The 23,751-nt window shown below is 61.1% G+C and carries 17 protein-coding genes; 3 read left to right on the top strand and 14 right to left on the bottom strand.

Annotated features, from left to right (window positions below):
- Positions 1-38: 38 nt before the first annotated feature.
- The 14 genes from LCU97_RS16345 to glnE form a co-directional block, all read right to left on the bottom strand.
- Positions 39-803, bottom strand: coding sequence for a glycosyltransferase family protein (locus LCU97_RS16345; RefSeq protein WP_232777189.1), 765 nt, complete (start codon positions 801-803; stop codon positions 39-41).
- A gap of 56 nt (positions 804-859) precedes the next feature.
- Positions 860-1,816, bottom strand: coding sequence for a glycosyltransferase family protein (locus LCU97_RS16340; RefSeq protein ID WP_053147601.1), 957 nt, complete (start codon positions 1,814-1,816; stop codon positions 860-862).
- Between the two features lie 84 nt (positions 1,817-1,900).
- On the bottom strand, positions 1,901-3,316 hold the full coding sequence (locus LCU97_RS16335) for a PIG-L deacetylase family protein (RefSeq protein ID WP_053147603.1): 1,416 nt from the start codon (positions 3,314-3,316) through the stop codon (positions 1,901-1,903).
- Entirely contained in the window at positions 3,313-4,209 is an 897-nt protein-coding gene (locus tag LCU97_RS16330) for an antimicrobial resistance protein Mig-14 (protein WP_232777188.1), read from the bottom strand. The genes LCU97_RS16335 and LCU97_RS16330 overlap by 4 nt, the downstream gene beginning before the upstream one ends.
- The gene (locus tag LCU97_RS16325; RefSeq protein WP_232777187.1) at positions 4,209-5,339 is read right to left on the bottom strand and encodes a glycosyltransferase; all 1,131 of its coding nucleotides are present in this window, start codon (positions 5,337-5,339) and stop codon (positions 4,209-4,211) included. Before LCU97_RS16325 ends, LCU97_RS16330 begins: the two co-directional genes overlap by 1 nt.
- Complete coding sequence (locus tag LCU97_RS16320) at positions 5,323-7,080, bottom strand: carbamoyltransferase family protein (RefSeq protein WP_053147611.1); 1,758 nt, start codon at positions 7,078-7,080, stop codon at positions 5,323-5,325. The genes LCU97_RS16325 and LCU97_RS16320 overlap by 17 nt, the downstream gene beginning before the upstream one ends.
- A 216-nt stretch (positions 7,081-7,296) precedes the next feature.
- Complete coding sequence (locus tag LCU97_RS16315; protein WP_232777186.1) at positions 7,297-8,748, bottom strand: lipopolysaccharide kinase InaA family protein; 1,452 nt, start codon at positions 8,746-8,748, stop codon at positions 7,297-7,299.
- Positions 8,748-9,500, bottom strand: a complete 753-nt coding sequence (locus LCU97_RS16310) for a lipopolysaccharide kinase InaA family protein (protein ID WP_232777184.1) — start codon at positions 9,498-9,500, stop codon at positions 8,748-8,750. The genes LCU97_RS16315 and LCU97_RS16310 overlap by 1 nt, the downstream gene beginning before the upstream one ends.
- The gene (locus tag LCU97_RS16305; protein WP_232777183.1) at positions 9,497-10,231 is read right to left on the bottom strand and encodes a lipopolysaccharide kinase InaA family protein; all 735 of its coding nucleotides are present in this window, start codon (positions 10,229-10,231) and stop codon (positions 9,497-9,499) included. Before LCU97_RS16305 ends, LCU97_RS16310 begins: the two co-directional genes overlap by 4 nt.
- On the bottom strand, positions 10,231-11,037 hold the full coding sequence (gene rfaP / locus LCU97_RS16300) for a lipopolysaccharide core heptose(I) kinase RfaP (protein ID WP_053147623.1): 807 nt from the start codon (positions 11,035-11,037) through the stop codon (positions 10,231-10,233). Before rfaP ends, LCU97_RS16305 begins: the two co-directional genes overlap by 1 nt.
- Positions 11,034-12,158: a glycosyltransferase family 4 protein gene (locus LCU97_RS16295; protein WP_053147626.1), complete on the bottom strand. Its 1,125-nt coding sequence runs from the start codon at positions 12,156-12,158 to the stop codon at positions 11,034-11,036. Before LCU97_RS16295 ends, rfaP begins: the two co-directional genes overlap by 4 nt.
- Positions 12,158-13,216: a lipopolysaccharide heptosyltransferase I gene (waaC, locus tag LCU97_RS16290; RefSeq protein ID WP_053147628.1), complete on the bottom strand. Its 1,059-nt coding sequence runs from the start codon at positions 13,214-13,216 to the stop codon at positions 12,158-12,160. The genes LCU97_RS16295 and waaC overlap by 1 nt, the downstream gene beginning before the upstream one ends.
- 1 nt (position 13,217) lies before the next feature.
- Complete coding sequence (waaF, locus tag LCU97_RS16285; RefSeq protein WP_053147630.1) at positions 13,218-14,252, bottom strand: lipopolysaccharide heptosyltransferase II; 1,035 nt, start codon at positions 14,250-14,252, stop codon at positions 13,218-13,220.
- 167 nt (positions 14,253-14,419) lie between these two features.
- Complete coding sequence (glnE, locus tag LCU97_RS16280) at positions 14,420-17,371, bottom strand: bifunctional [glutamate--ammonia ligase]-adenylyl-L-tyrosine phosphorylase/[glutamate--ammonia-ligase] adenylyltransferase (protein ID WP_408636398.1); 2,952 nt, start codon at positions 17,369-17,371, stop codon at positions 14,420-14,422.
- A 382-nt stretch (positions 17,372-17,753) separates the two neighbouring features.
- Here glnE and aceE point away from each other — a divergent pair, with 382 nt between their 5' ends.
- From aceE to LCU97_RS16265, 3 genes are all read left to right on the top strand, one after another.
- Positions 17,754-20,399, top strand: coding sequence for a pyruvate dehydrogenase (acetyl-transferring), homodimeric type (gene aceE, locus LCU97_RS16275; protein WP_053147634.1), 2,646 nt, complete (start codon positions 17,754-17,756; stop codon positions 20,397-20,399).
- 11 nt (positions 20,400-20,410) lie between these two features.
- Positions 20,411-22,048, top strand: coding sequence for a dihydrolipoyllysine-residue acetyltransferase (gene aceF / locus LCU97_RS16270; RefSeq protein ID WP_053147636.1), 1,638 nt, complete (start codon positions 20,411-20,413; stop codon positions 22,046-22,048).
- Positions 22,049-22,356: 308 nt separating this feature from the next.
- The gene (locus LCU97_RS16265) at positions 22,357-23,751 is read left to right on the top strand and encodes an alkaline phosphatase D family protein (protein ID WP_232777182.1); all 1,395 of its coding nucleotides are present in this window, start codon (positions 22,357-22,359) and stop codon (positions 23,749-23,751) included.

Genomic DNA, 23,751 nt, shown 5'->3' with positions numbered 1-23,751 from the left:
ACCTTTCATCGCGCTCCAGGATTCGTGCTGCGAGGCATCTAATAATTGATAAGCCAACCAATGCAGACTCCGAGCAAAAGGACCAGGGACAACTTGGCTTGCTCGCGACGCCTGCGGCGCTCCTTGCGCTGACGTTCCACGGGGACTTCCACGTGGACGCCGAATCCTGTGTGCAAAACAGCATCCCCTTCCAATGTGACCGCCGTCAAGTTCAGTTGTGCATAGCGCAGCGACAGGGCTTTCTCGCCACCGAAGCCGGCAAATGGAGCACACAACCGGTATTCCTTGAGCCGGCGAAGGCCAGGATTGAGGGAAAAGCCTTGCCATTCGGGTTTGTCGGAGATCAGCGGGTAGCAGGCCACCCCCCGGATGAGCTCACGCTCGCCCAGGCGTATGTAAGGACTGTGTACACACAAGTCGTAAACATAGTTACGCAGCCACACCTGGAGAATATCGGGTCGTTGTTCCAGGATCGCGCGTGAATCCTCCACGAAGGCAGGGCGATAGAATTCCCAATCGTCCTCGCAATGGAAGATATAAGGCGTCTTGACATGCCCGTAGGCCAGATCGATCGAGGCCAACTGCCCCAGCTTCGGCCGATTGATAAACACTGTACAACGGTCTTTCCAGTGCACCGGGATAACGGCATGCACGCCTTCATCGCCAGCGTCTTCGGTGATGAAGACCTCTCGAATCGGCGCGGTATTGAAACGGTCGAAGCTCTCCAGCGTCCGCTTGAGCAGATCGAGTCGACCGCAACTGGTTACCACCAGGGTGATGTCACTCTCGTTGGAAAACTGCACCTGAAATACCACTTAGTCAGATGCCATCCCGATGTGGGATGGCTGAACGGTTCCTGTCAAACGCCCAGCCTCAGGCGCAATCTTTCCAGCAGGCTCAACGGCGCACGGGGTCGCAGTGGCGGCACCAGCGCTTCGACGATCTTCTGGCCTATACGTGCGAAACTGAATTGCTCCAGCGCCAGCTTCTGTCCGTTATACGCGATATTCCGAGCCAGTTCAGGATCGGCGCGAAGCTGGGCAAGCTTCTCCTGAAGCTGCGGGATGTCGCGATACAACACCACGTTCTGCATATCCTGCAACCCCAGTGCGCGGGCTTCGTCAGCCCCTTGATCGAACGCCAACAACACACAGCCGCAGGCCATGGCTTCGAAGTTCTTGATCATGAACTCCCCCATGCCCACATCGGCGCTGACAAAAAAACGGATGCGATTGAGAGTCTCGCAATATTCTTCGCCAGACTTGGTGCGAGTCACCACCAATGACTCGACACGCCCCAGCTCGTCCAACAGCGCTTTGCGGCCACTGTAGGCGACGCTGTTGGTGCTGCCCACGAAAGCCAGTTCGATATCCCGTTCGCGCCCCAGATCCTGCAGCAAGGATTGATCGTAGCCCTTTGGCACGAATACCGCATCGAAACCTTCGCTTCGCAGGCGTTCCGTGACCATGAAGCCGGAGCTGATCACCCTCGCCCAAGGCAGGCGGCGATAGTGGGCACTGAACTTACCGGTGTATTTGCATGGGATGTAGTTCTGGTAGGCGTCGTGTTCGAGGATCACCAGGTTGGGGATCGTACGGATGAACCGGGTCTGACGGATCTCTTGCTTGAAGCGCAGGAAGAAGACGATCCGGTCGTAGCGCGATACATCGACGTGACGTCGGAAATAGCTCCGCAGGTTGCGTTGCTCCTGGCTATCGAGCCAGCGCAGGTCACACTCGCAATGAGCGGCCACGCCTTCATAGAGCCGGTCCAGGATGGCCCGCTGTTCTTTCTGCACCAGAAACAGAACTTTCATCGTCTTCCTTGCGGTACCAAACGACTTGAGAAATAACCGGGAGCCTTTGTGCGTCGGAACACAACACTCTCCCGCCGTGGCCTTCTACAGCCGCCAGAACAGTTCATGGCGACGCACAGCCTTGCGAAAAAACTCATTCTCGCCATACGGCGACCCCCCGCGTCCGGCCAGTATCCGCTGGATATGACGACGCAGACGTCGCTTGAACGGCGCTGGCGGTTGCAGATCATGCATCATGCCCAGCGCCATGGCCTTGTCACGCTGGCCGGCCAAATCCAATGCAAGGCTGATGGGATGCATCGGCCGGACCGGATCGAAATACGGCGGCAGTGCAACACCGGCACCCGCATCGCCCATGGGCCAGCGGTCATTGTCGTGCAGGTGATTGGCATAGCCCAACAGGACCGCGGGCTGCCACTCCAGGCCCTCGAGGGCCTGGGTCACGGCATCATGGGCGCAGACATGATCGGGATGCGGATCGAGCGTCGGGTGCGGCAAGACCACGACGTCGGGGCGGGCCCTGATGATCAGCTCGCGCAGGTCGGCCAGCAAATTGTTCCAGGTCGGCGCGCCGTCGACATCGCCAGGCAAGGTGAATGGGTTCAATTGACGAAACAGCCGGGTATCGCTCAGGTCCGCCTCGCGCGACCCTTGGGGATGGCCCGGCGCGGCTTGCATGGCTGCCAGTTGCAGGCAGAAGTAACCCAATTGCACACAATTGGCCTGCGGCACCCCGGCCCAGCGTGGCACGGCGATGCTGTCCCAAGCACGCAAACGGCCCTTGAGGCGTGCCGCCTCGATGCTGTCCAGGCCCATCTTGCGGTAATGCTCGGCTTCGATTTCGCCAGCGGTCAGTGTCACGATCCAGGTGTCGTCGGCCCGGCTATACAAGCCGAACGCCGCCAACTCGGCATCATCGGCATGGGGGGCGATGACCATGACCCGTTGATGCTTCATCTGCGCCGCCGCAAAGGACCACAGCTTCGGTTCGCCCTGGACCCGGCAGAAACGCCCGCGCAGACGCAGCTCACCCCGGGACAGCACGTCCCCCTGCTCGCTGAGATTGAGATAGCGCAGGCCGTTGACCCCGCGCTCGAAAGTCTGTCGATCCGGATGTTCACCGCCCGACAACTCGACGACCGGGTCGATGAAGCGCCCCAGCCAGTTGCTTTTGATTCGCAGCGCCAGGACCAGCGTTGCCCCCTCGTCCAGCATTACCCCTTCATCCAGTCGCAACCGCCCGGCATTCAGATGCACCTTGGGTTGTTGGGTGAACGGCGGGAAGCTGTACTGATAGTCGTCCCTGGGCGAATAGAACAGATGATCGGCGAACCATGCTTCATGGGCAATCCAGCCCAACACTGCCAGCACCAACGGTAGCCACCAGGCCACCACGATCCCCGACATCACCAGCACTACGAGCGCGAACATCAGTCCGATACGCTTGTTGCGACGGTGGCGCTTGAGTAATTGCTGCTTGCGACTCGTGGAGGCATTCATACGGTAAACACCGGCACCGGGTTGCACCAGCGGTCCTTGTATTCGCGGTCCGCCCGGCCGAAGGAAAAGCGCATTGGCTTGCCGATGGCACGAGCCTGTTCCCAGGCGCTTTGCGTATTAAGGAAGCTCAACACACTGCCAGGGCTGAACGCACGGGTCTGCGGGTCGACACCGCCGTTGATGTATTCAACACTGATCCACTCGGGCGCTTCAACGCGATAGACCAGTTGAATGGCAATCGGCGCATCGTTGAGCAGGATCACCGAGCCGATCAGCAGCTCGCGCAGCAGCTCGATCACCTCGGCCATGCGCTCGGCCCCGGTAGCCGCAAAGCCCCAGCGACGCAGGAACAGATCACAGTAGATCGCGGCCAGTTCCTCGCTGGAGAATGTCTCGACCGGCCGCACCACTCCGCCGGCCTCTTCCAGCAAGCGCAACTCGCGGCGCTGGTTATAGCGAAACTTCTTGGACAGCTCTTCCGGTGTACGCGCCATGGCCAGCTGTTCCTGTTGCGGCTTCAAGCCACTGAAACGCCCCTCATTGAGGGCCGACAGGTAACGTCCGCGATGGCGCAACGGCGCCTGGGCATCGGCTGCGGCCGGCAGGATCAGCTCAGCATTGCCCAGGTCGAACAAGCCTTTTTTGCCGCTGCGCTTGAGCACGTCCTTGGACAAGGCCAGGTCGCGCCCCCAGGTCGGGATTGCGGCCTTGAGCTCACCCTCATGCTCATAGGCCAGGTAGCGCACGGGAATATCGGCCAGGGCCGCCAGACGCTCGACCACCAACGGATGGGTCGCCACACTTCCGCCAAAGCGTTGCCAGGCCTGGGCATAAACCGAAGCGTCTACCGCCGTCCAGCCGCGCTCGCGCCAGCCTTGGAATCGATTGAGCATCAGGCCCCCGGTGCCAGTTCGATGACTTGGGGCAAGCGCCAGAAAGCCTCGCGTACAGCGCGATCCGAGAAGCGCTCACGCAGGCGATCACGCATCAATTCGGCGCATTGGCGACGCTGCATGTCGTCCATGGCCGCCAGGTGCTGCAGCCCTTGGGCCAAGTGCTCGGCGTCGCCCAGCGGAAAGAGGATACCGACACCCTCGACCACTTCCTTCGCCCCACCGCAGGCCGTAGCCAGCAGGGGCACGCCGGCCGCCATGGCTTCGAGCAACACCATGCCGAATGGTTCGTGATCGGAACTCAGGGCGAACACATCAAAGGCGCGGAAATAACGACGAGCCTCGGGCACCTGGCCGAGGAACAGGACGCGGTCTGCAACGCCCAATTCCAGTGCCAGATCGCGAAGATCCCGCTCCAGGCGCCCCTTGCCGAGAATCGCCAATTGGCTGTTACCCGGTAGATAAGCCAATGCTGCGGCGAAACCCCGCAGCAACGTGGCTTGGTCCTTGTCCGGGTGCAGGCGCCCGACGTTGCCGACGATCCAGGCATTCGAATCCAACCCGAGGGTCTGCCGCGCTTCCTCCCGGGAAACCAGGCTGGCCTGGGTGGCGTCGAGATCGATGCGGTTGTAGAGGGTCTGGATCCGGCTGGATGGCCACTTCGGCAGGCAGCGGCGCATGTCGTCGCGTACCGCGTCGGAGACCCCGAGCAAACTCAGGCGCTTGCGAAAAATGTGGGCGAACAACCGGCGGGTACGCCGCTGGTAGTCCCCGAAGGCATGGTGCACGCCAATCACCGGCAGGCCGGTACCGAGCATAGCGATGTAGATCGGCTTGAAGCGATGGGCAATGCAGAAACTGAAGTTGCGCGAAGCGGCGATCCTGCGCAGATCGCCGATGGCACCCAGCTTCAGGCCGCGCACGGCACTGGAGCTGTACTCCATGAACAGCACCTCGTCCGAGGCACAGCCGGCGGCGACCTCGGCATCGGCCGCCCCAGTGAGAAACACGGTGGTCACGCGATAGCCAGTGCCCGCGAACAGGCTGGCATATTGACGGGCGCAGTCGAGGAACGGCCCGTCATAACCGTGGCAGAACTGCAGCACATGTCGCTCAGCCGAGCGTGTCATAAGCGTCCACGCCGTCTTTGACCACCAGAATGTCTTCCATGATCAGATATTGCAGATCGGAACCGTAGAACATATTCAACGCGTCGGTCGGCGAGCAGATCATCGGTTCGCCACGGCGGTTGAGCGACGTGTTCAGGGACACGCCGTTGCCGGTCAGCACCTCGAGCGCCTTCATCATGTCGTAGTAGCGCGGGTTGTATTCGCGCTTGAGCACCTGGGCCCGGGAAGTGCCATCTTCATGGACGACTTCCGGCACGCGGGTTTTCCATTCTTCGGCCACTTCAAAAGTGAACGTCATGAAAGGCGCGGGGTGATCGACCTTGATCATCTGCGGCGCAACGGTGTCGAGCATCGACGGGCAGAACGGCCTCCAGCGCTCACGGAACTTGATCTGTTCGTTGATGCGGTCAGCCACGCCGGTAGCGCTCGGGCAACCAATGATCGAACGGCCACCCAAGGCACGCGGACCAAACTCCATGCGTCCCTGGAACCAGGCCACCGGGTTACCGTCGACCATGATTTTCGCAATGCGCTCGGGGGTGTTGTCGATCTTGCGCCAGGCCGGTTTGCTCGGGTGACGAGCGCACGCGGCGATCACATCTTCATTGCTGTAGGCCGGGCCGAGGTAGACGTGCTCCATCTTCTCCACGGGCACGCCACGGGCATGGGACACATAGGCCGCCGCGCCCACCGCGGTGCCGGCATCACCGGACGCCGGCTGTACGAACAGTTCCTTGACGTCATCGCGGGCGATGATCTTCTGGTTCAGCTTGACGTTCAAGGCGCAGCCGCCGGCGAACGCCAACTTGCCGGTTTCCTTGAGGATGTCGCCCAGGTAATGATCGATCATTTGCAACGCAAGCTTCTCGAACAGCGCCTGCATGCTGGCCGCGTAGTGGATATATGGCTCGTCGGCGATGTCGCCTTCACGTTTCGGGCCCAGCCACTCGATCAGCTTCGGCGAAAAATAAAAGCCCTTGCCCTTCTCTTTATAGCGACGCAGGCCGATCACGTTGGCGTAGTCGGTATTGATCACCAACTGGCCATTCTCGAACGAAGCCAGGCGCGAGAAATCGTACTTGCTGGCATCGCCATAAGGCGCCATGCCCATGACCTTGAACTCGCCGTCGAGCATTTCGAAGCCAAGGAACTCAGTGATCGCACCGTACAGGCCACCGAGGGAATCCGGATCGTAAAATTCCTTGATCTTGTGGATCTTGCCGTTTTCGCCGTAGCCGAAGAAAGTCGTGGCGTACTCACCCTTGCCGTCGATGCCCAGGATCGCGGTTTTTTCCTGAAAGCCTGAGCAGTGGTAGGCGCTGGAGGCGTGGGCCAGGTGGTGCTCCACCGGTTCGATCTTGACTTTTTTCGGGTCGAAGCCCAGTTGTTCCAGGCACCAGACGATCTTGCGACGATAACGCTTGTAGCGACGGTTACCCATCAGGATCGCATCAAGGGCGCGATCCGGTGCGTACCAGTAGCGCTTGGCGTAGTGCCAGCGCGCTTCGCCGAACAGGCTGATCGGGGCGAACGGAATCGCCACCACGTCGACGTCGGACGGCTTGATGCCTGCCTGCTCCAGGCAGAACTTCGCCGACTCGTAGGGCATGCGGTTCTTTGCATGTTTATCGCGTACGAAGCGCTCCTCCTCAGCCGCCGCGATCAGCTTGCCGTCGATGTACAGCGCGGCGGAAGGATCATGGCTAAGGGCGCCGGACAGGCCAAGAATCGTCAATGCCACAGGGTCTAGCCTCTTATGTCTGCATGCGGGCGACAAGCGCCTCGAAAAATTGATGTGCCGCTCGCCAGGGGCGTTGGGCAGCTAAAGGGCGGGATTATAGCTTAAAAGCGGCGGTAAGCCGCTAGCGGTGAGCGGCTGGTACCTGGGCGCCTGTAAAACCGGGCCTTGCTTGAAGGGCCAGACGCCTGATACGTCCTCTTCGCGAGCAGGTCCGCTTCAGGATTCGCTGGAGATTTCCTTGGGCAACCGCTCATCAATCACCCGATACAACCCACTCCCCTCAGGCCAGTTGCGCATGAACCGCGCCCGATCCCGGGCGTAAGCCGGGGCGAAACTCGCGTGGGAGCGGTGCTGGCACATGGAATCCAGGTCGATCAGCGCCCAGCGGTCGTGTTGCCAGAACAGGTTATGCCCCTTGAGATCACCATGGCTGATGCGTTCGCGGATGAGATCGGCGAACAAACGATCCAGGGCAAGCAGTTCAGGTTCAGGCGCCTCGCCACTTTCCACGTAAGGAGCAAAGCGCTCGATGATGTCCGGCCCCGACAGATGTTCGGTCACCATATAAGCGCTCCGGCGCAGCCACAGGAAACGCTTTTCCAGCAACGCCAGGGGCTTGGGCGTGGCGATGCCGAGGAAGGCCAGGCGATTACCCTCGCGCCAGGAATGCCAGGCGCGACTGGGGCGCCAGAAGCGTTTGAGCCAATGAGCGAAGTGCTTGATGTTGTAGCGTTTGATCACCAGAGGACGACCGTCCACCTCGACCTTGCCGACGCTCGCCGCGCCCCCGGTCTTATAGAGATGCCCCCGGTCAAGCAAGGCGTCGGCCTGCGCCAGCACCGGTGCCATGGCGACTTCTTCATCGCGACGGATTGCTCTCAGACCAAACGGGCCGCGCTGCACGCTGAACAGGCTGCACTCGCGCCCGACCTTTTCCAGAAAGTCCTTCAACCGCCAGCCGTACACCTTGTCGATCTGCTTTTGCAGCGCCTCCATGGGCAGCGCATGTTCGGCGTTGCTCAGCAGGTAATGCACCAGGAGTTCTTCGTTGAACGGTTCGATGGCCTTGGGCAGTTGGGCAAAAAACACCCCGAGGTTCTCCAGCACTTTCTGTCGCGACAAAGCTTGCCCGGGGGTTTCGGCGCGTATGCCGGCACCGTCGATCAGATAGAGCTTGCCGCCATGGCGCAGCAGATTGTCCAGATGAAGGTCTTCCTGCCACAAGCCCTTGCTGTGCAGTTGTGCGATGGCACCCAAGGCTTCGGCCAGCACGTCTGTCTGTTCATCGGCCAACAATGGCAGATGCTCGACCTGCTTCCAGGCGTCGCCCAGGCTCTCGGCCCCTTCGAGCAACTCGAACAGCAGCCAGCCGCCCTCGCCGTCCTTCAGGCCATCGGCGAGCAGCAGCGGCGTGGTCAGACCCTGTTCAGCCAGCAGGCGGACACCTTGCCGTTCACGCTGGAAGTGCCGGGCGGCCTTGCTGCCCACCAGCAGTTTGGCCAGCACCGGTCGGCCGCGCCACACACCGGCGCCGACATAACGCTGCCCCGGCAGTACCCGCAGCAGAGAAAGCAGTTGCAGTTGCGCCGGTCCGGCGGCGTCCGCCAATTCCAGGCTCAATGGCAGCACTGGACTGCGACCGGCATCTTTGAGTTCGGACAATTGCATCAGTGGGCTTCCTTGTGACTGCGCCTGGCGACAAGGCGGTTCATCCAACTTTCGACCAGCGCGCCCTCGTTCGGTTGGTCCAGATAGGTAGACAGCAGCTGACGCACCTCGTTGTCATTCCAGACGGGTGCGCGCCGCAGCAAGGGCTCCAGATCCTTGACCCGGTCGCGCTGACCGAAAAGCAGCGGTCGGGTCTTCTCCAAGTCAATCAACTGTGCTTGATAGCCGTTCGTGCTCGCCTGCAAAAAGATGTGCTTGGGGTAGAAACAACCGTGAATCTGGCGCATGCCATGCAGGCGCCGCGCCAATAAACCACAGGCCTTCAGGATGGCGACACGTTGCGCCGACGCCAGGGCCGGCCAGCGCTGTAACAGCGATTCCAGGTCATCCCAGCCGTCGAGGGCGCGGGTCAACAGAATTGCCCGTACGTCGCCATCCACCTTGCGCTGGCCATAGAACACCGCTTGCAGGGCAGGGATTCCCAACTCGCGATAGCGGCTGATATTGCGAAACTCCCGCGAGAAACTCGGCTCGCCGAAAGGGTGGGACCAGGTCCGGGTCAGGTAATTGCTCTGGCGCTTGAGGTAATACCCCTGCCCTTCCAGTTCGAGCCGGAATACGCTGCTCCAGCCTCCACCCGAGGTGTTGGGTTCGTCCACCGCATCCAATTGCCGGGCCCACAGGGCCTCGAAGCTGTCCAGGCCGTGACGCGCCAGTAATGGCCGGTCTTCGGCGGCCAGAAAATCAGTCATTCACGCCCCTCGAAAAATCTCACTACGTGGCGGATGCGTTTCTTATCGCACGCATCGAGCCGGTCATGCTGGCGATATTGCAGGTAAAAGCGCAGGCGCTGGGTGGCGGACAGGTGATACTTGGCCACCTTATCCAGGCACGCCAGGTCTTTGGTGATGCGGTATTTGAGCCAGAAGCCACGCCAGAAATCGCCGTTGGGGCAGTCGATCAGGAACAGTCGCGACTGGTCGTCTACCAACAGATTGCGCCATTTCAGATCGTTATGGGTGAAACGATGTTCATGCATGGTCCGCGTGTATCCGGCCAGTTGCAGGCTCACCTTGTCGACCCATGCGCGATCGGTCAAACGCTGGTCGTGACGTTCGGCCAGGGCCGAGAGGTCTTCGGTATGGGGCAATTCACGGGTGATCATCGCGCCACGGGCATAGGCTGCGCCATGTCGCTCCAGCCCCCAGGCGACGATTTGCGCCGTGGGAATTCCCCATTTGGCGAAACGCTTGAGATTCTGCCATTCGGATTTGACCCGGGGCTTGCCCAGGTAACGCCGCAAGCCCTTGCCAGCCCCGGTGTAGCGCTTGACATAGTAGTTCACACCGTTGCGCCGCACCCGGATCACCTCCGACAGCGGATCGCGGGTCAGCCGCTCACCCTCAAGGGCGAACACCGCGTCGAGGCTGCCGAAATCCTGCGCCAGTTCCGCGTAGACAGGCTCCAGATTCCAACCCGACATCAGAGCGCATCCCCATATCGCTGCTTGCGTGCATAGAGCTTGTTGGCCTTGCCTTCGAGCCAGCGCAACAACAGCGCTTCGTCAGCCAGGATCCGGCGCAGCGGCTGCTGGAAATAACCCTTGAGAAAACGCAGCTTGTCGCGACGGGTCAAGCCGATGTCCAGTGCCGAGAAATACAGCGCCGCCAGGTCCTTGTTGCGCCAGCGGGGGGTGATGGCCGGACGGGTCTGGGCGCGATGCAGGTCGATTACCGACAATTTGAGATCTGCGGCGGTGACCGGCTTGTCAGTGTGCAGCAGGAAATGACAGATATAGCAGTCGCGATGGTTGACGCCGGCACGGTGCATCATGCCGGTCATGCGCGCCACTTCAGCGATCAGGGCACGTTTGAGGGCAGGCTCCGGCGGCTGGCGGACCCAGTCGATGCTGAAATCCTCGAGGCTGACGGTGGGGGCCAGCTCCTCGGTGATGATGAACGAATGCTGGTCCGCCGGATTGCTACCCTTCTCGCCATACGCGACGGCGGTCATGGTAGGCACACCGACTTCCTGCAAACGCTGGATGGCGGCCCATTCCTGCCCCGCGCCGAGGACCGGCAATTTGGCAGTGACCAGATTCTTGACGATCTCGGCCCAACCGATGCCCCGGTGGATCTTGACGAAAAAGCCGCGGCCGTTCACCTCGGTGCGCAAGGTGCGCCGGGCTTCCAGTTCACGGTAGACCTCGCCCTTGAGCGCCTCGACTTCAGCGAACGCATCGCGCCCGGCCCAAAGGCTCTTGAACGGTTCGGCCAACATCACTTTCATTGTGCGTGCTCCGCCAGAATCACGTCGGCCGCGTGCTGCGGCATGCTGTAGAGGTCCGCCGTTTCGGCGAACGCCAGACCGTTGCGGCTCCAGGCCGCCCGCGCCTCGGCGTCGCTCAGCATTCGCTCCAGGTACCCGGTGAGCTGGGCCTGTTCGAACGGCTCGTCCAACACCAGGCCGCTGTCGGCCTCGGCGATGTAATGGGCGTACCCGCACACCGCACTGACCAGCACCGGCAGCCCGGCCACCAATGCTTCAAGCAGAACGGTGCCAGTGTTTTCGTTGTACGCCGGGTGAATCAACAGGTCGGCGCCCAACAGGAACCGAGGGATGTCACTGCGCCCCTTGAGGAACCGCACATTGTCACCCAGGCCCAACGCGGCGCCCTGCAGTTGGAATACCTTGGGGTCGTCCTGGCCAATTACAAACAGCCGGGTACGTTTTTTGAGCTCGGGCGGCAGCGCAGCCAGGGCCTTGAGGCTGCGATCCACCCCCTTGGTCTTGAACCCGGAACCGATCTGCACCAGCAGCAGGTCATCCTCGGCAAGTTCGAACTCGGCACGGAACGCCGCGCGAATCTCGTCGGCATCGACAGGCCGACGGCGGTCCTGGGCGATACCCGGTGGCAGCAGATGAAAGCGTTCCAGCGGTGTGCCGTAGTGCTTGATGAACAGCGGCTGCTGGACTTCGGAAATCATCAGTACGTCGGTTTTGGCATCCTTGGCGAACACGGCCCGCTCGTACTCGGCAAAATGCCGGTAGCGGCCCCAGCGTCGGTACAAGGAGTTACGCAGGTTCTGCGCCTTGTCTTCGAAGCAGCCATCGGCGGCGTAGTACACGTCCAGGCCGGGCATCTTGTTGAAGCCGATCAAGCGGTCCACCGGGCGCTTGGCAAGATCAGCCTCCATCCATGCGCTGAGTTTCTCGTTGCGACGGTGGTTGAACAGCGCCTTGACCGGCGCGACCAGCACTTCGAAGCCCGGTGGGACGTCACCTTCCCAGATCAGCGTGTAGACGCGAATCTGATGCCCGCGCCGCTGACACTCCAGCGCAATGCGCATGAAGTCGCGTTGCAGGCCACCGAAGGGGAAGTACTTATAAAGGACAAAAGCCAATTGCATCAGCGTGGTTCCTCAGCCAATAACGTGCTCAGGTGGCTGGCGACACGCTCGGGATTCAGACGCGTGAAGCACAGGGGCTGCTCGCGTTTCAGGTCGAACCGACGCGCATCTTCGGCGGTCGGCGGGTAGGTGCATTGTTTCTGCATGCACGGCGCACAAGGGAAATCGCTGGCGAGATGGATCTGGCCCTTGCCATAGGCACCGGTCAGTACCGGGTTGGTGGGGCCGAGCAGGGAAATGGTCGGCACGTCCAGGGCGGCGGCCAGGTGTCCCAATCCGGTGTCCACGGCCACACAGGCCTGGGCGCCGGCCAGTACCTTGCCCATTCCGCCCAGGTTCAGCTTCGGCAGCACCAGGGCATTGCGCAGTCCTTTGGCGATACGCTCGGCCCTGGCCTTTTCCGGCGCGCTGCCCCATGGCAACTTCACTACCACGCCGAGCTGGCCCATGCGCTCGGCCAATTGACGCCAGTAAAGCTCCGGCCAGTGTTTGGACTCCCAGGTGGTGCCATGCAGGAACACCACGTAAGGATATTGGCGCGGCAGTTCCACCAGCTTATCGACGCTCAGGCCATAGTTGCCCAGGGTCTGCGGCAAGTCGTACCCCAGCGCCAACGCGAACAATTGCCGCACCCGTTCGACCGCATGTTGACCACGGGCCACCGCCAATCGACGGGAATAAAAGCGTGCGGCCAGGGGTTCGCGGGCCGAGTGTCTGTCCAGGCCCGCCACCGGGGCCTTGACGTAGCGGGTCAGCCAGGCGCTCTTGAGCAAGCCCTGGGCGTCGATCACCAGATCGTACTTTTCGGCACGCATGCTGTGTTTGAAGCGTCGCCATTCGCCGCTCTTGACGGTTTGCCAGAGGTTCTTGCGCCAACGACGGATCGCCACAGGGATGACCTTGCCCACGGCCGGGTGCCAGGTGGGAATTTCGGCGAAGCCTTCTTCCACCACCCAATCGAACCGGATGCCAGGGATCGCTCGCGCCGCGTCGGTCAATGCTGGCAGGGTGTGGACCACATCGCCCAGCGAAGAGGTCTTGATCAACAATACCCGCAAGTTACTGGACCTCCACCGGGGTGCCCTGCAAACGCGCCAGGGCATCGTTCACCGCCGGTGGCATGAGCTGGCGCAGGCAGTTGTAATGACCGAAGCGGCAGGTGCGGTCGAAGCACGGGCTGCATTCGATGCCCAGGCGCACCACTTCGACCTTGTCGGCCAACGGTGGGGTAAAGCCTGGCGAGGTGGAGCCATAGACTGCCACCAATGGACGGTTCAAGGCCGCCGCCACGTGCATCAGCCCGGAGTCGTTGGACACCACGGAATCGGCGCAGGAGAGCAGGTCGATGGCTTCGGCCAGGGAGGTTTCGCCACTGAGGTTCACCGACTCCTCTCGCAAGCCGGGAATCAGTCGCGAGCGAATGTCTTCACCCACCGGGTGATCCTTTTTCGAACCGAACAGCCAGACTTGCCAGCCTTCACGGATCTTCGCCTCGGCAACCTGGGCGTAATGCTCCGCCGGCCAGCGCTTGGATTCGCCGAATTCAGCACCCGGGCACAAAGCCAGCACCGGACGGTCAAGGCTCAAGCCGAATCGGGTCAACGCCGTTTCTCGGGTCAACGGATCAATTTGCAGGCTTGGGCGCGGATAGGGTTTCGGCAGCTCGGTCCCCGGCTCGTAGGCCAGGGCCATGAACCGCTCGATCATCAGTGGATAGCGGTCCTTGTCCAGCGTGCGCACATCATTGAGCAGCCCGTAGCGGAACTCGCCACGCCAGCCAGTGCGTTTCGGGATACCGGCGAAGAATGGCACCAGGGCCGACTTCAATGAGTTGGGCAACAGGATCGCCTGGTCATATTGACCAGCCAGGGATTTGCCGATACGCCGACGGGTTGCCAGTTCCAGCACGCCATGGCCGAGCGGAAAGCTCAAGGCCTTGCGCACCTGTGGCATGCGTTCAAGGATCGGCCGGCTCCATTCCGGGGCCAGGACGTCGATTTCGCATTGCGGATGGCGCTGCTTGAGACACTGGAACAGTGTCTGTGCCATCACCATGTCACCGACCCAACTGGGCCCAACGATCAGAATATTCATGTGGCTTCCAAAAACGATACGGGGAGGCCTACGCCTCCCCGCCTCAAAAAACACTGCAACCCCGTTGTGGGAGCGGGCTTGCTTGCGAAAGGGCCATTACCTCCGACATCCATGTTGCCTGACATTGCGCCATCGCGAGCAGGCTCGCTCCCACATTCAATCAGTACTCAATTCAACCCCAACTCATGCCAGATGCGCATGACTTGCCGGCGCTCTTCAACGAACTGGTCGCCGGTGATCACCCCGGCATCTTTCTGCAAGGCCTGGCGGTGAGCGGCGGAGCGGTAGGCTTTATAAGCCTCGCGCAACAAAGTGGCGTCCTCGGACGGCATCAGCCCGACCTCCTGCAACCCTTCGAGGATGCGAATGTTATCGGTGTAACGCAGCAGCGACGGGTATTGCTCGGACCACGCCAGGGCCGCGTATTGCACCATAAATTCAATATCGACGATACCTCCCGCGTCCTGCTTGAGGTCGAAGGGCGCCGTGGCCTCGAAGGCATTTGGCGCGGTTCCGGCGGCGGTGGCCTTGCTGCCAAGGTTATCGCGCATCTTGGCACGCATCTCGCTGACCTCCTGGCGCAGCGTCGGCAGATCACGCTTGCGCCCGAGCACCTGGGCACGGACTTTCTCGAACGCCTGGCCCACGTCCGGGCTACCCACCAGCACCCGGGCCCTAACCAGCGCCTGATGCTCCCAGGTCCACGCCTCGTTCTCCTGATAACGGGCGAACGCACCGAGAGAGCTGACCAGCAACCCCGACGCACCGGATGGTCGCAGGCGCATATCCACTTCATAAAGCTGCCCGGAGTTGGTCTGGGCAGTCAGCAAGTGAATGATGCGCTGGCCAAGCCGGGTAAAGAACTGTGCCCCGTCGGTGGGTTTCGGTCCGTCGGTTTCCGCCTGGGGATCGCCGTCGTGGATGAACACCAGATCCAGGTCGGAACCATGCCCCAACTCCAGGCCGCCGACTTTTCCATAACCGACAATGATGAATCCCGGATCGCACAAACTGCCATCGGTGCGCAATGGCACACCATGTTTGGCCACGGTCTGGCGCCAGGCCAGGGCCAATACCTGTTCGAGAATCGCCTCCGCCAGCCAGGTCAGATAGTCACTGACTTTCATCAGCGGCAAGCTGCCGGCAATCTCCGACGCCGCCACGCGCAGGCGGTGCGCCAGCTTGAAATGCCGCAGGGCTTCCATCTGCTGTTCCAGGTCGTCCTCGGGAATTCGCGTCAGACGCTCGCGCAACTCCGCCGCCAGTTCCGGCGCCAGGGGCGGCTTGAACAAACGCCCTTCATTGAGCAACTCATCGAGCAGCAATGGGAAGCGAGTGATCTGCTCGGCGATCCACGGGCTCGCCGCGCACAGCGTCAGCAAACGTCTCAGGGCTCCCGGGTTTTCCGTCAGCAGTACCAGATAGGCCGAACGACGGGCGACAGCCTCCACCAGCGGCAGCACGCGCTCGAGTACAAGGTCGGGATTGTCATGCTCAACCGCCTGGGCCAACAGACGCGGGATGAATGCATCCAGACGCTCGCGTCCCAGACGCTGCATGGCGCGTAATTGCGGACTGCCGCGCAGGATCGCCAAGGCCCTCAACGCCTTGGGCGCATCGATGAATCCGCCCTCCTCCAACTGACGGCACGCAGCCCCTTCGTCCTGGCTGTCTTCCCACAACGGCAACCATTCGCCGCCCACCACCACTTCGCTTTCGCTCCCCGTCTCTTCATCCGGATCGGCAATGACCTGACCAAAATGCCAGGCCACGCGGCCACGCCAGTACATCAACTGCTCATGGAACGCCGCCCAGTCGGCAAAACCCAACATGAACGCTATGCGCGCCTGATCCTGGGGGCTGTCCGGGAGCATCTGGGTCTGGCGATCGGCAATGGCCTGGATGGCGTGTTCGGTATAACGAAGGAATTCATAGCCCTGGCGCAGCTCGTCGATCACCTTGGCCGGCAGATAGCCCTGGCCTTCGAGCGTCGCCAGTACCTTGAGCAACGGACGCTGCTGCAGGCTCAGGTCGCGACCGCCGTGGATCAACTGGAACGCCTGAGCGATGAATTCCACTTCGCGGATGCCGCCCGATCCCAGCTTGATGTTGTCGGCCATGCCCTTGCGCCGCACTTCCTGCTGGATCAGTTGCTTCATGGTGCGCAGCGCTTCGATGGCGGAAAAGTCCAGGTAACGCCGATAGACGAATGGGCGCAACATGTCGAGCAGTTGCGCACCGGCCACCTGATCACCGGCCACGACCCGCGCCTTGATCATCGCGTAGCGTTCCCAGTCTCGTCCCTGGTCCTGGTAATACTGTTCCAGCGCGTTGAAACTCAGCACCAGGGCACCGGCCGAGCCGTAGGGTCGCAGGCGCATGTCGACACGGAACACGAAACCGTCGACGGTCATCGGGTCCAGGGCCTTGATCAGGCGCTGGCCCAGGCGGATGAAGAACTCCTGGTTATCCAGCGCTCGCTTCACGCCGACGGTTTCGCCGCCCTCGGGATAGGCGAAGATCAGGTCGATGTCCGATGACAGGTTCAGCTCCACCGCGCCAAGCTTGCCCATGCCCAGGATGACCATCTGCTGCGGCGCGCCGCTGCGCCGTCCGGTGGGTGTGCCGAACTGCTGGCAGAGGCGTTGGTACAGCCATTGGTAAGCCTGGTCGATGCAGGCGTCGGCCATGTCCGAGAGGTCGCGACAGGTCTGGACCAGGTCCGCCTTGCGATTCAGGTCACGCCAGATGATCCGTACCTGCTGGCGGGTGCGCTGGCGGCGCAGGACCCGACCGAGTTCATCCTCGGTCTCGGCGGCCTGGACCGCGGCGCCGATCTGCGCGCACATTTCCCCGGCGACCAGGCTGCGGTCCAGCTCGCCGCTGCGCACCAACTCCAGCAGCATCATCGGATCACGAAGACTCTGTTCGATGACAAAATCGCTGGCGGCCGCGACGCGCTGGAATTCGATCCAGCGCTCCGGCGTCCAGGCACACAGCCCATGGTCATCATCCAGTGAACCGACCACCGCACGGAACGACTGCTCGGCACGACTGACCAAAGACTGGAGAATTCCCGGCACCATTTCCGGTATTTGGGCAAGCAGAGGCAGGCTCATGGTCTATCCTTGATCGGCGCGGGAAAGGCTGGATGTAGTGTTTTTCCCATAGACACTACCTGATCGACTGTCGAACAAAGATGATAAATAGCTGAAAATCTGATTTTATTGGCAGCCGACATCAAGTTTTTACCTGTTCGAGTTAGCTCAAGACCAACAGTAACGATTATTCTCACAACGAAACGAGGGGCCAAAAGCCTTTCATGTGTAGTTTTACTACTCGTATATACATTCGGATGGCTGAAACGGCCGACGATTTGTAGTAAAACTACACGCCGCCGAGACAACCTTCGGCAATCCAAGAATTTATATCGTCTGCCCACAAGGCCAGTCGCAAACTCAGGCAACCGATTCTGGTAGCCTTTCCGCCCTGGAGCAAGCCATGCAAGACCTCGATCCCGTCGAAACCCAGGAATGGCTGGACGCCCTGGAATCGGTTCTCGACAAAGAAGGCGAAGACCGCGCTCACTACCTGATGACCCGCATGGGCGAACTCGCGACCCGCAGCGGTTCGCAATTGCCCTATGCCATCACCACGCCGTACCGCAACACGATCCCCGTCACCCACGAAGCACGCATGCCTGGCGACCTGTTCATGGAACGCCGCATTCGCTCGCTGGTACGCTGGAACGCGTTGGCCATGGTCATGCGAACCAACCTGAAAGATTCTGACCTGGGCGGTCACATCTCCAGCTTCGCCTCCAGCGCGACGCTGTATGACATCGGCTTCAACTATTTCTTCCAGGCCCCGACCGACGAACACGGCGGCGACCTGATCTACTTCCAGGGTCACGCATCGCCAGGCGTCTATGCCCGTGCGTTCATGGAAGGTCGCATCAGCGAAGAGCAGATGAACAACTTCCGCCAGGAAGTGGACGGCAACGGCCTGTCCTCGTACCCGCACCCTTGGCTGATGCCTGACTTCTGGCAATTCCCGACCGTTTCCATGGGCCTGGGCCCGATCCAGGCGATCTACCAGGCACGCTTCATGAAGTACCTGGAAGCCCGTGGCTTCATCCAGCCGGGCAAGCAAAAGGTCTGGTGCTTCATGGGCGACGGCGAGTGCGACGAGCCGGAATCCCTGGGTGCGATCTCCCTGGCTGGCCGCGAGAAGCTGGACAACCTGATCTTCGTCATCAACTGCAACCTGCAGCGCCTCGACGGCCCGGTTCGCGGCAACGGCAAGATCATCCAGGAACTCGAAGGCGTGTTCCGTGGTGCCCAGTGGAACGTCAACAAGGTCATCTGGGGCCGTTTCTGGGACCCACTGCTGGCCAAGGACGTCGACGGTATCCTGCAGCGTCGCATGGACGAAGTCATCGACGGCGAATACCAGAACTACAAGGCCAAGGACGGCGCGTTCGTCCGCGAGCACTTCTTCAACACGCCTGAACTCAAGGCCATGGTTGCCGATCTGTCCGACGACGAGATCTGGAAACTCAACCGCGGCGGCCACGACCCGTACAAGGTCTACGCGGCGTACCATCAGGCGGTCAACCACAAAGAGCAGCCAACCGTCATCCTGGCCAAGACCATCAAGGGTTATGGCACCGGTGCCGGCGAAGCGAAGAACACCGCGCATAACACCAAGAAAGTCGATGTCGACAGCCTGAAGTTGTTCCGCGACCGCTTCGACATTCCGGTCAAGGACAGCGAGCTGGAAAACCTGCCGTTCTTCAAGCCCGAAGAAGGCAGCGCCGAAGCCCGTTACCTGGCCGAGCGCCGTGCCGCGCTGGGCGGCTTCGTGCCGCAGCGTCGCGCCAAGAGCTTCAGCGTCCCGACGCCTCCGCTGGAAACCCTCAAGGCAATCCTGGATGGTTCGGGCGACCGCGAAATCTCCACCACCATGGCCTTCGTGCGGATCCTCGCGCAACTGGTCAAGGACAAGGAAATCGGCCCACGCATCGTCCCGATCATCCCGGACGAAGCCCGTACCTTCGGTATGGAAGGCATGTTCCGCCAGTTGGGCATCTACTCGTCCGTCGGCCAGCTCTACGAGCCAGTCGATAAAGACCAGGTGATGTTCTACCGCGAAGACAAGAAGGGCCAGATCCTCGAAGAAGGCATCAACGAAGCGGGCGCCATGAGCTCCTTCATTGCCGCCGGTACTTCGTACTCCAGCCACAACCAGCCGATGCTGCCGTTCTACATCTTCTACTCGATGTTCGGCTTCCAGCGTATCGGCGACCTGGCCTGGGCCGCCGGCGACAGCCGCACCCGTGGCTTCCTGATCGGCGGTACCGCCGGCCGCACCACGCTGAACGGCGAAGGCCTGCAGCACGAGGACGGTCACAGCCACATGCTGGCCGGCACCATCCCGAACTGCCGCACCTATGATCCGACCTACGGCTACGAGCTGGCGGTGATCATCCAGGACGGCATGAAGAAGATGACCGAAGAGCAACAGGACGTCTTCTACTACATCACCGTGATGAACGAGTCCTACCAGCAGCCAGCCATGCCGGCCGGTGTCGAGGAAGGCATCGTCAAGGGCATGTACCTGCTCGAGGAAGACACCCGCGAAGCGGCGCACCACGTCCAGCTGATGGGCTCCGGCACCATCCTGCGCGAAGTGCGTGAAGCGGCGAAGATCCTGCGCGAAGAGTTCAACGTCGGCGCCGACGTCTGGAGCGTCACCAGCTTCAACGAACTGCGTCGCGACGGCCTGGCCGTAGAGCGCAGCAACCGCCTGCACCCTGGCCAGAAGCCAAAGCTGAGCTACGTCGAAGAATGCCTGAACGGTCGCAAGGGTCCGGTCATCGCCTCTACCGACTACATGAAGCTGTTCGCCGAGCAGATCCGCCAGTGGGTTCCTTCCAAGGAATTCAAGGTGCTGGGCACCGACGGTTTCGGCCGTAGCGACAGCCGCAAGAAGCTGCGTCACTTCTTCGAAGTCGACCGTAAGTTCGTTGTGTTGGCAGCCCTGGAAGCCCTGGCTGACCGTGGCGATATCGAACCTAAAGTGGTGGCCGAAGCCATCGCGAAGTTCGGCATCGATCCGGAAAAACGCAACCCACTGGACTGCTGAGGAGAATTTTCGTGAGCGAACTCATTCGCGTACCTGACATCGGCAGCGGTGAAGGTGAAGTAATCGAACTGTTTGTGAAGGTCGGCGACCGTATCGAAGCCGACCAGAGCATCCTGACGCTTGAATCGGACAAGGCCAGCATGGAAGTGCCTGCGCCGAAGGCCGGTGTCATCAAGAGCCTGAAAGTGAAGCTGGGCGATCGCCTGAAAGAAGGCGACGAGCTGCTGGAACTGGAAGTCGAGGGCGCCGCTGCGGCGCCTGAGGCGGCCGCACCCGCTGCTGCCCCGGCGGCTGAGAAGCCTGCCGCTGCACCGGCTGCCGAGGCGGCACCTGCCCCGGCCGCCGCGCCGGCTGCCGCTACTGTCCAGGACATTCATGTCCCGGACATCGGTTCGTCGGGCAAGGCCAAGATCATCGAAGTACTGGTCAAGGCCGGCGACACCGTCGAAGCCGACCAGTCGCTGATCACCCTGGAATCCGACAAGGCCAGCATGGAAATCCCGTCGCCGGCCGCCGGTGTGGTGGAAAGCGTCGAGATCAAGCTGGAAGACGAAGTCGGCACCGGTGACCTGATCCTGAAGCTGAAAGTAGCCGGTGCCGCTGCACCCGCTACCCCAGCGCCAGCCCCTGCACCTGCTGCCGCCAAGACCGAAGCCGCTCCGGCCCCGGCTGCCGCGCCAGCCGCCAAGGTCGACGCTGCGCCAGCACCGGCCGCCGCGCCTGCGCCAAGCGGTGCCAAAGTCCATGCCGGTCCTGCCGTGCGTCAGTTGGCCCGTGAATTCGGCGTCGAGCTGTCGGCTGTCAGCCCAAGCGGCCCACACGGTCGTGTGTTGAAGGAAGACGTGCAGGCTCACGTCAAAGCCATGATGCAGAAGGCCAAGAACGCCCCTGCCGAAGGCGCCACCGGCGGCGCGGGCATCCCGCCGATCCCGGCGGTGGACTTCAGCCGCTTCGGCGAAACCGAAGAAGTGGCCATGACCCGCCTGATGCAGATCGGCGCGTCGAGCCTGCATCGCAGCTGGCTGAACATCCCGCACGTGACCCAGTTCGACCAGGCCGACATCACCGAGCTGGAAGCTTTCCGCGTCGCGCAGAAAGCCGTGGCGGAAAAGGCCGGCGTGAAGCTGACCGTGCTGCCGCTGCTGCTCAAGGCATGTGCGCACCTGCTCAAGGAACTGCCGGACTTCAACAGTTCCCTGGCCCCGAGCGGCAAGGCTGTGATCCGCAAGAAGTACGTGCACATCGGTTTTGCCGTCGACACTCCGGAAGGCCTGCTGGTACCGGTCATCCGCAACGTCGACCAGAAGAGCCTGCTGCAACTGGCCGGCGAAGCCGCTGCCCTGGCCGACAAGGCCCGGAACAAGAAGCTCACCGCCGACGACATGCAGGGCGCCTGCTTCACCATCTCCAGCCTCGGCCACATTGGCGGCACCGGCTTCACGCCGATCGTCAACGCGCCGGAAGTGGCGATCCTGGGCGTCTCCAAGGCCACCATCCAGCCTGTCTGGGACGGCAAGGCCTTCCAGCCCAAGCTGATGCTGCCGCTGTCGCTGTCCTACGATCACCGAGTGATCAACGGCGCCGCCGCTGCACGCTTCACCAAGCGCCTGAGTGACCTGCTGGGCGACATCCGCACCATCTTGCTGTAACCGGACGGCCCTCCTTCACCGGAGGGCCCTCCAGACCGCTGTTTCCGAGCGCCACGCTCGTACCTCAACCCCGCCCGTTTGGCGGGGCTTTTTTTTTGCGCGCCATAAACACTCGACTGCGCAACGGGAAAAGCACTACCCACTTTTCCTACTCTGAAGAACATAAATGGCTACGTTTCCTGTTGGTTATGGCCGACAACATCTGTCCCCTTCCCTTTGAAAAACAATGCCACGTCGGGCTTTAGCATGGCCTCTGCACGGCTGAACACCAAACTTCCTCAAACATTGTTTTCGAATGGATTCGAATTATGTTCAAACCCACTGTCGGCCCTATTGTTGGTCACACTACAACCGATCATGCACGGATATTCCTGCGCGGCGATCAATACAATAACAATCCGGTATACGCTGGACTGCGTTACAGGCTTCAGGGTGACAGAGAGTGGTCAAAAGGCCGCTTTATCCAGCTGCATGCCCACCGTGACATGTCCGATGTCATCGTATTGACGGGCCTCCAGGCAGACAGCCTCTACCAATATCAAGCGGGTTGGTTCACCCCGGAAAGTCCGAACCTTTCCCTGGAACTTCTTCAGAAACAGCCAGTACGATGGCCCGAAAACATCTATTGCCTACGGACTCTGCCCCGTGAAAACAGCGCGCTACACGGCTATATCGTGGGTTCGTGTCGCTATTTGAGAATCACCGCCGGTACCCCATCGACCCCTGAACGGGGGGACCGGACCTTTGCCGGAATCCAGCGCGTCGTGGACCGGGCCGATCCTCCCATCCGCGGGGTCCTGATGACAGGGGACCAGGTTTATCTCGACGACCTGAATATCGTCGCGCCGGATCGAACCTATAAAGACATTCTGTTCAAATACCGCACAGTGTTTTCCCAACCCCATATCGGAAAGTTGATGTCCAGCGTACCGACCTACATGATTCTCGACGACCATGAAATCGAAGATAACTGGCCCGCCAACAAACAACTCCACGATGAAATCCTGTACGCGAATGCCATGAGCGCTTATCGACTTTATCAAGTCAGTCATAGTCCCGCCCATGAACTAATGAGCGACGGAGCATTGAACAGGTCGCTGAAGCATTATTGGTATGAACTTGCCCATGGCGATATCGAATGGTTCGTTACCGATAGCCGGACCCAGCGCAATCTGTCACCGCAAGACCGACGGATCCTGGATACAGAACAGGAGCGGGCACTGCTTGAATGGCTCAACAACAGCACAGCCCGAGTCAAATTCATCGTGACCAGCGTCATGTTCTACCCGGACAGCAAGCGTAATGACGGCGATGCCTGGCAGGCCTTCCCGCAACAGCGCCTGCGGCTTCTGGAACACATTCGTAAACGGAAGATCAGGAACGTGATATTCGTGTCCGGCGATGTACATGGCTCCATGACCAGTCGTCTGGGCCATAGCGAGGATGCCGATTTCGAGGTGCACACCATCGTTTCCTCGCCGTTCTACAACAGCGAACTGCTGCCATACGCGTCGGCATCGGATTTTATTTTCGATAACGCCATGGCCCGAACCGGAAACGGTGAATACCGCTATGAGCTGACCAGCCCTGTGATCGGCCAGGATAACTTCGCCCACCTGCAGGTCGCGGCCCAGAGCGTCCAAGTCACGTTCTACGACGGCGACGCAGGGCCCCTGCATACGGTCGACATCCCGTTGCGCTGA

Origin of the sequence: Pseudomonas uvaldensis, from assembly GCF_021271205.1 — a bacterium.
Lineage (GTDB): Bacteria > Pseudomonadota > Gammaproteobacteria > Pseudomonadales > Pseudomonadaceae > Aquipseudomonas > Aquipseudomonas uvaldensis.
This window is presented reverse-complemented; position numbering and strand designations above follow the sequence as displayed.

Coding starts and splice junctions, on each gene's coding strand:
- LCU97_RS16340 (WP_053147601.1), bottom strand. CDS start 1,816: ATGAAAGTTCTGTTTCTGGTGCAGAAAGAACAGCGGGCCATCCTGGAC.
- LCU97_RS16335 (WP_053147603.1), bottom strand. CDS start 3,316: ATGAATGCCTCCACGAGTCGCAAGCAGCAATTACTCAAGCGCCACCGT.
- LCU97_RS16330 (WP_232777188.1), bottom strand. CDS start 4,209: ATGCTCAATCGATTCCAAGGCTGGCGCGAGCGCGGCTGGACGGCGGTA.
- LCU97_RS16325 (WP_232777187.1), bottom strand. CDS start 5,339: ATGACACGCTCGGCTGAGCGACATGTGCTGCAGTTCTGCCACGGTTAT.
- LCU97_RS16315 (WP_232777186.1), bottom strand. CDS start 8,748: ATGCAATTGTCCGAACTCAAAGATGCCGGTCGCAGTCCAGTGCTGCCA.
- LCU97_RS16310 (WP_232777184.1), bottom strand. CDS start 9,500: ATGACTGATTTTCTGGCCGCCGAAGACCGGCCATTACTGGCGCGTCAC.
- LCU97_RS16305 (WP_232777183.1), bottom strand. CDS start 10,231: ATGTCGGGTTGGAATCTGGAGCCTGTCTACGCGGAACTGGCGCAGGAT.
- rfaP (WP_053147623.1), bottom strand. CDS start 11,037: ATGAAAGTGATGTTGGCCGAACCGTTCAAGAGCCTTTGGGCCGGGCGC.
- LCU97_RS16295 (WP_053147626.1), bottom strand. CDS start 12,158: ATGCAATTGGCTTTTGTCCTTTATAAGTACTTCCCCTTCGGTGGCCTG.
- waaF (WP_053147630.1), bottom strand. CDS start 14,252: ATGAATATTCTGATCGTTGGGCCCAGTTGGGTCGGTGACATGGTGATG.
- glnE (WP_408636398.1), bottom strand. CDS start 17,371: ATGAGCCTGCCTCTGCTTGCCCAAATACCGGAAATGGTGCCGGGAATT.
- aceE (WP_053147634.1), top strand. CDS start 17,754: ATGCAAGACCTCGATCCCGTCGAAACCCAGGAATGGCTGGACGCCCTG.
- LCU97_RS16265 (WP_232777182.1), top strand. CDS start 22,357: ATGTTCAAACCCACTGTCGGCCCTATTGTTGGTCACACTACAACCGAT.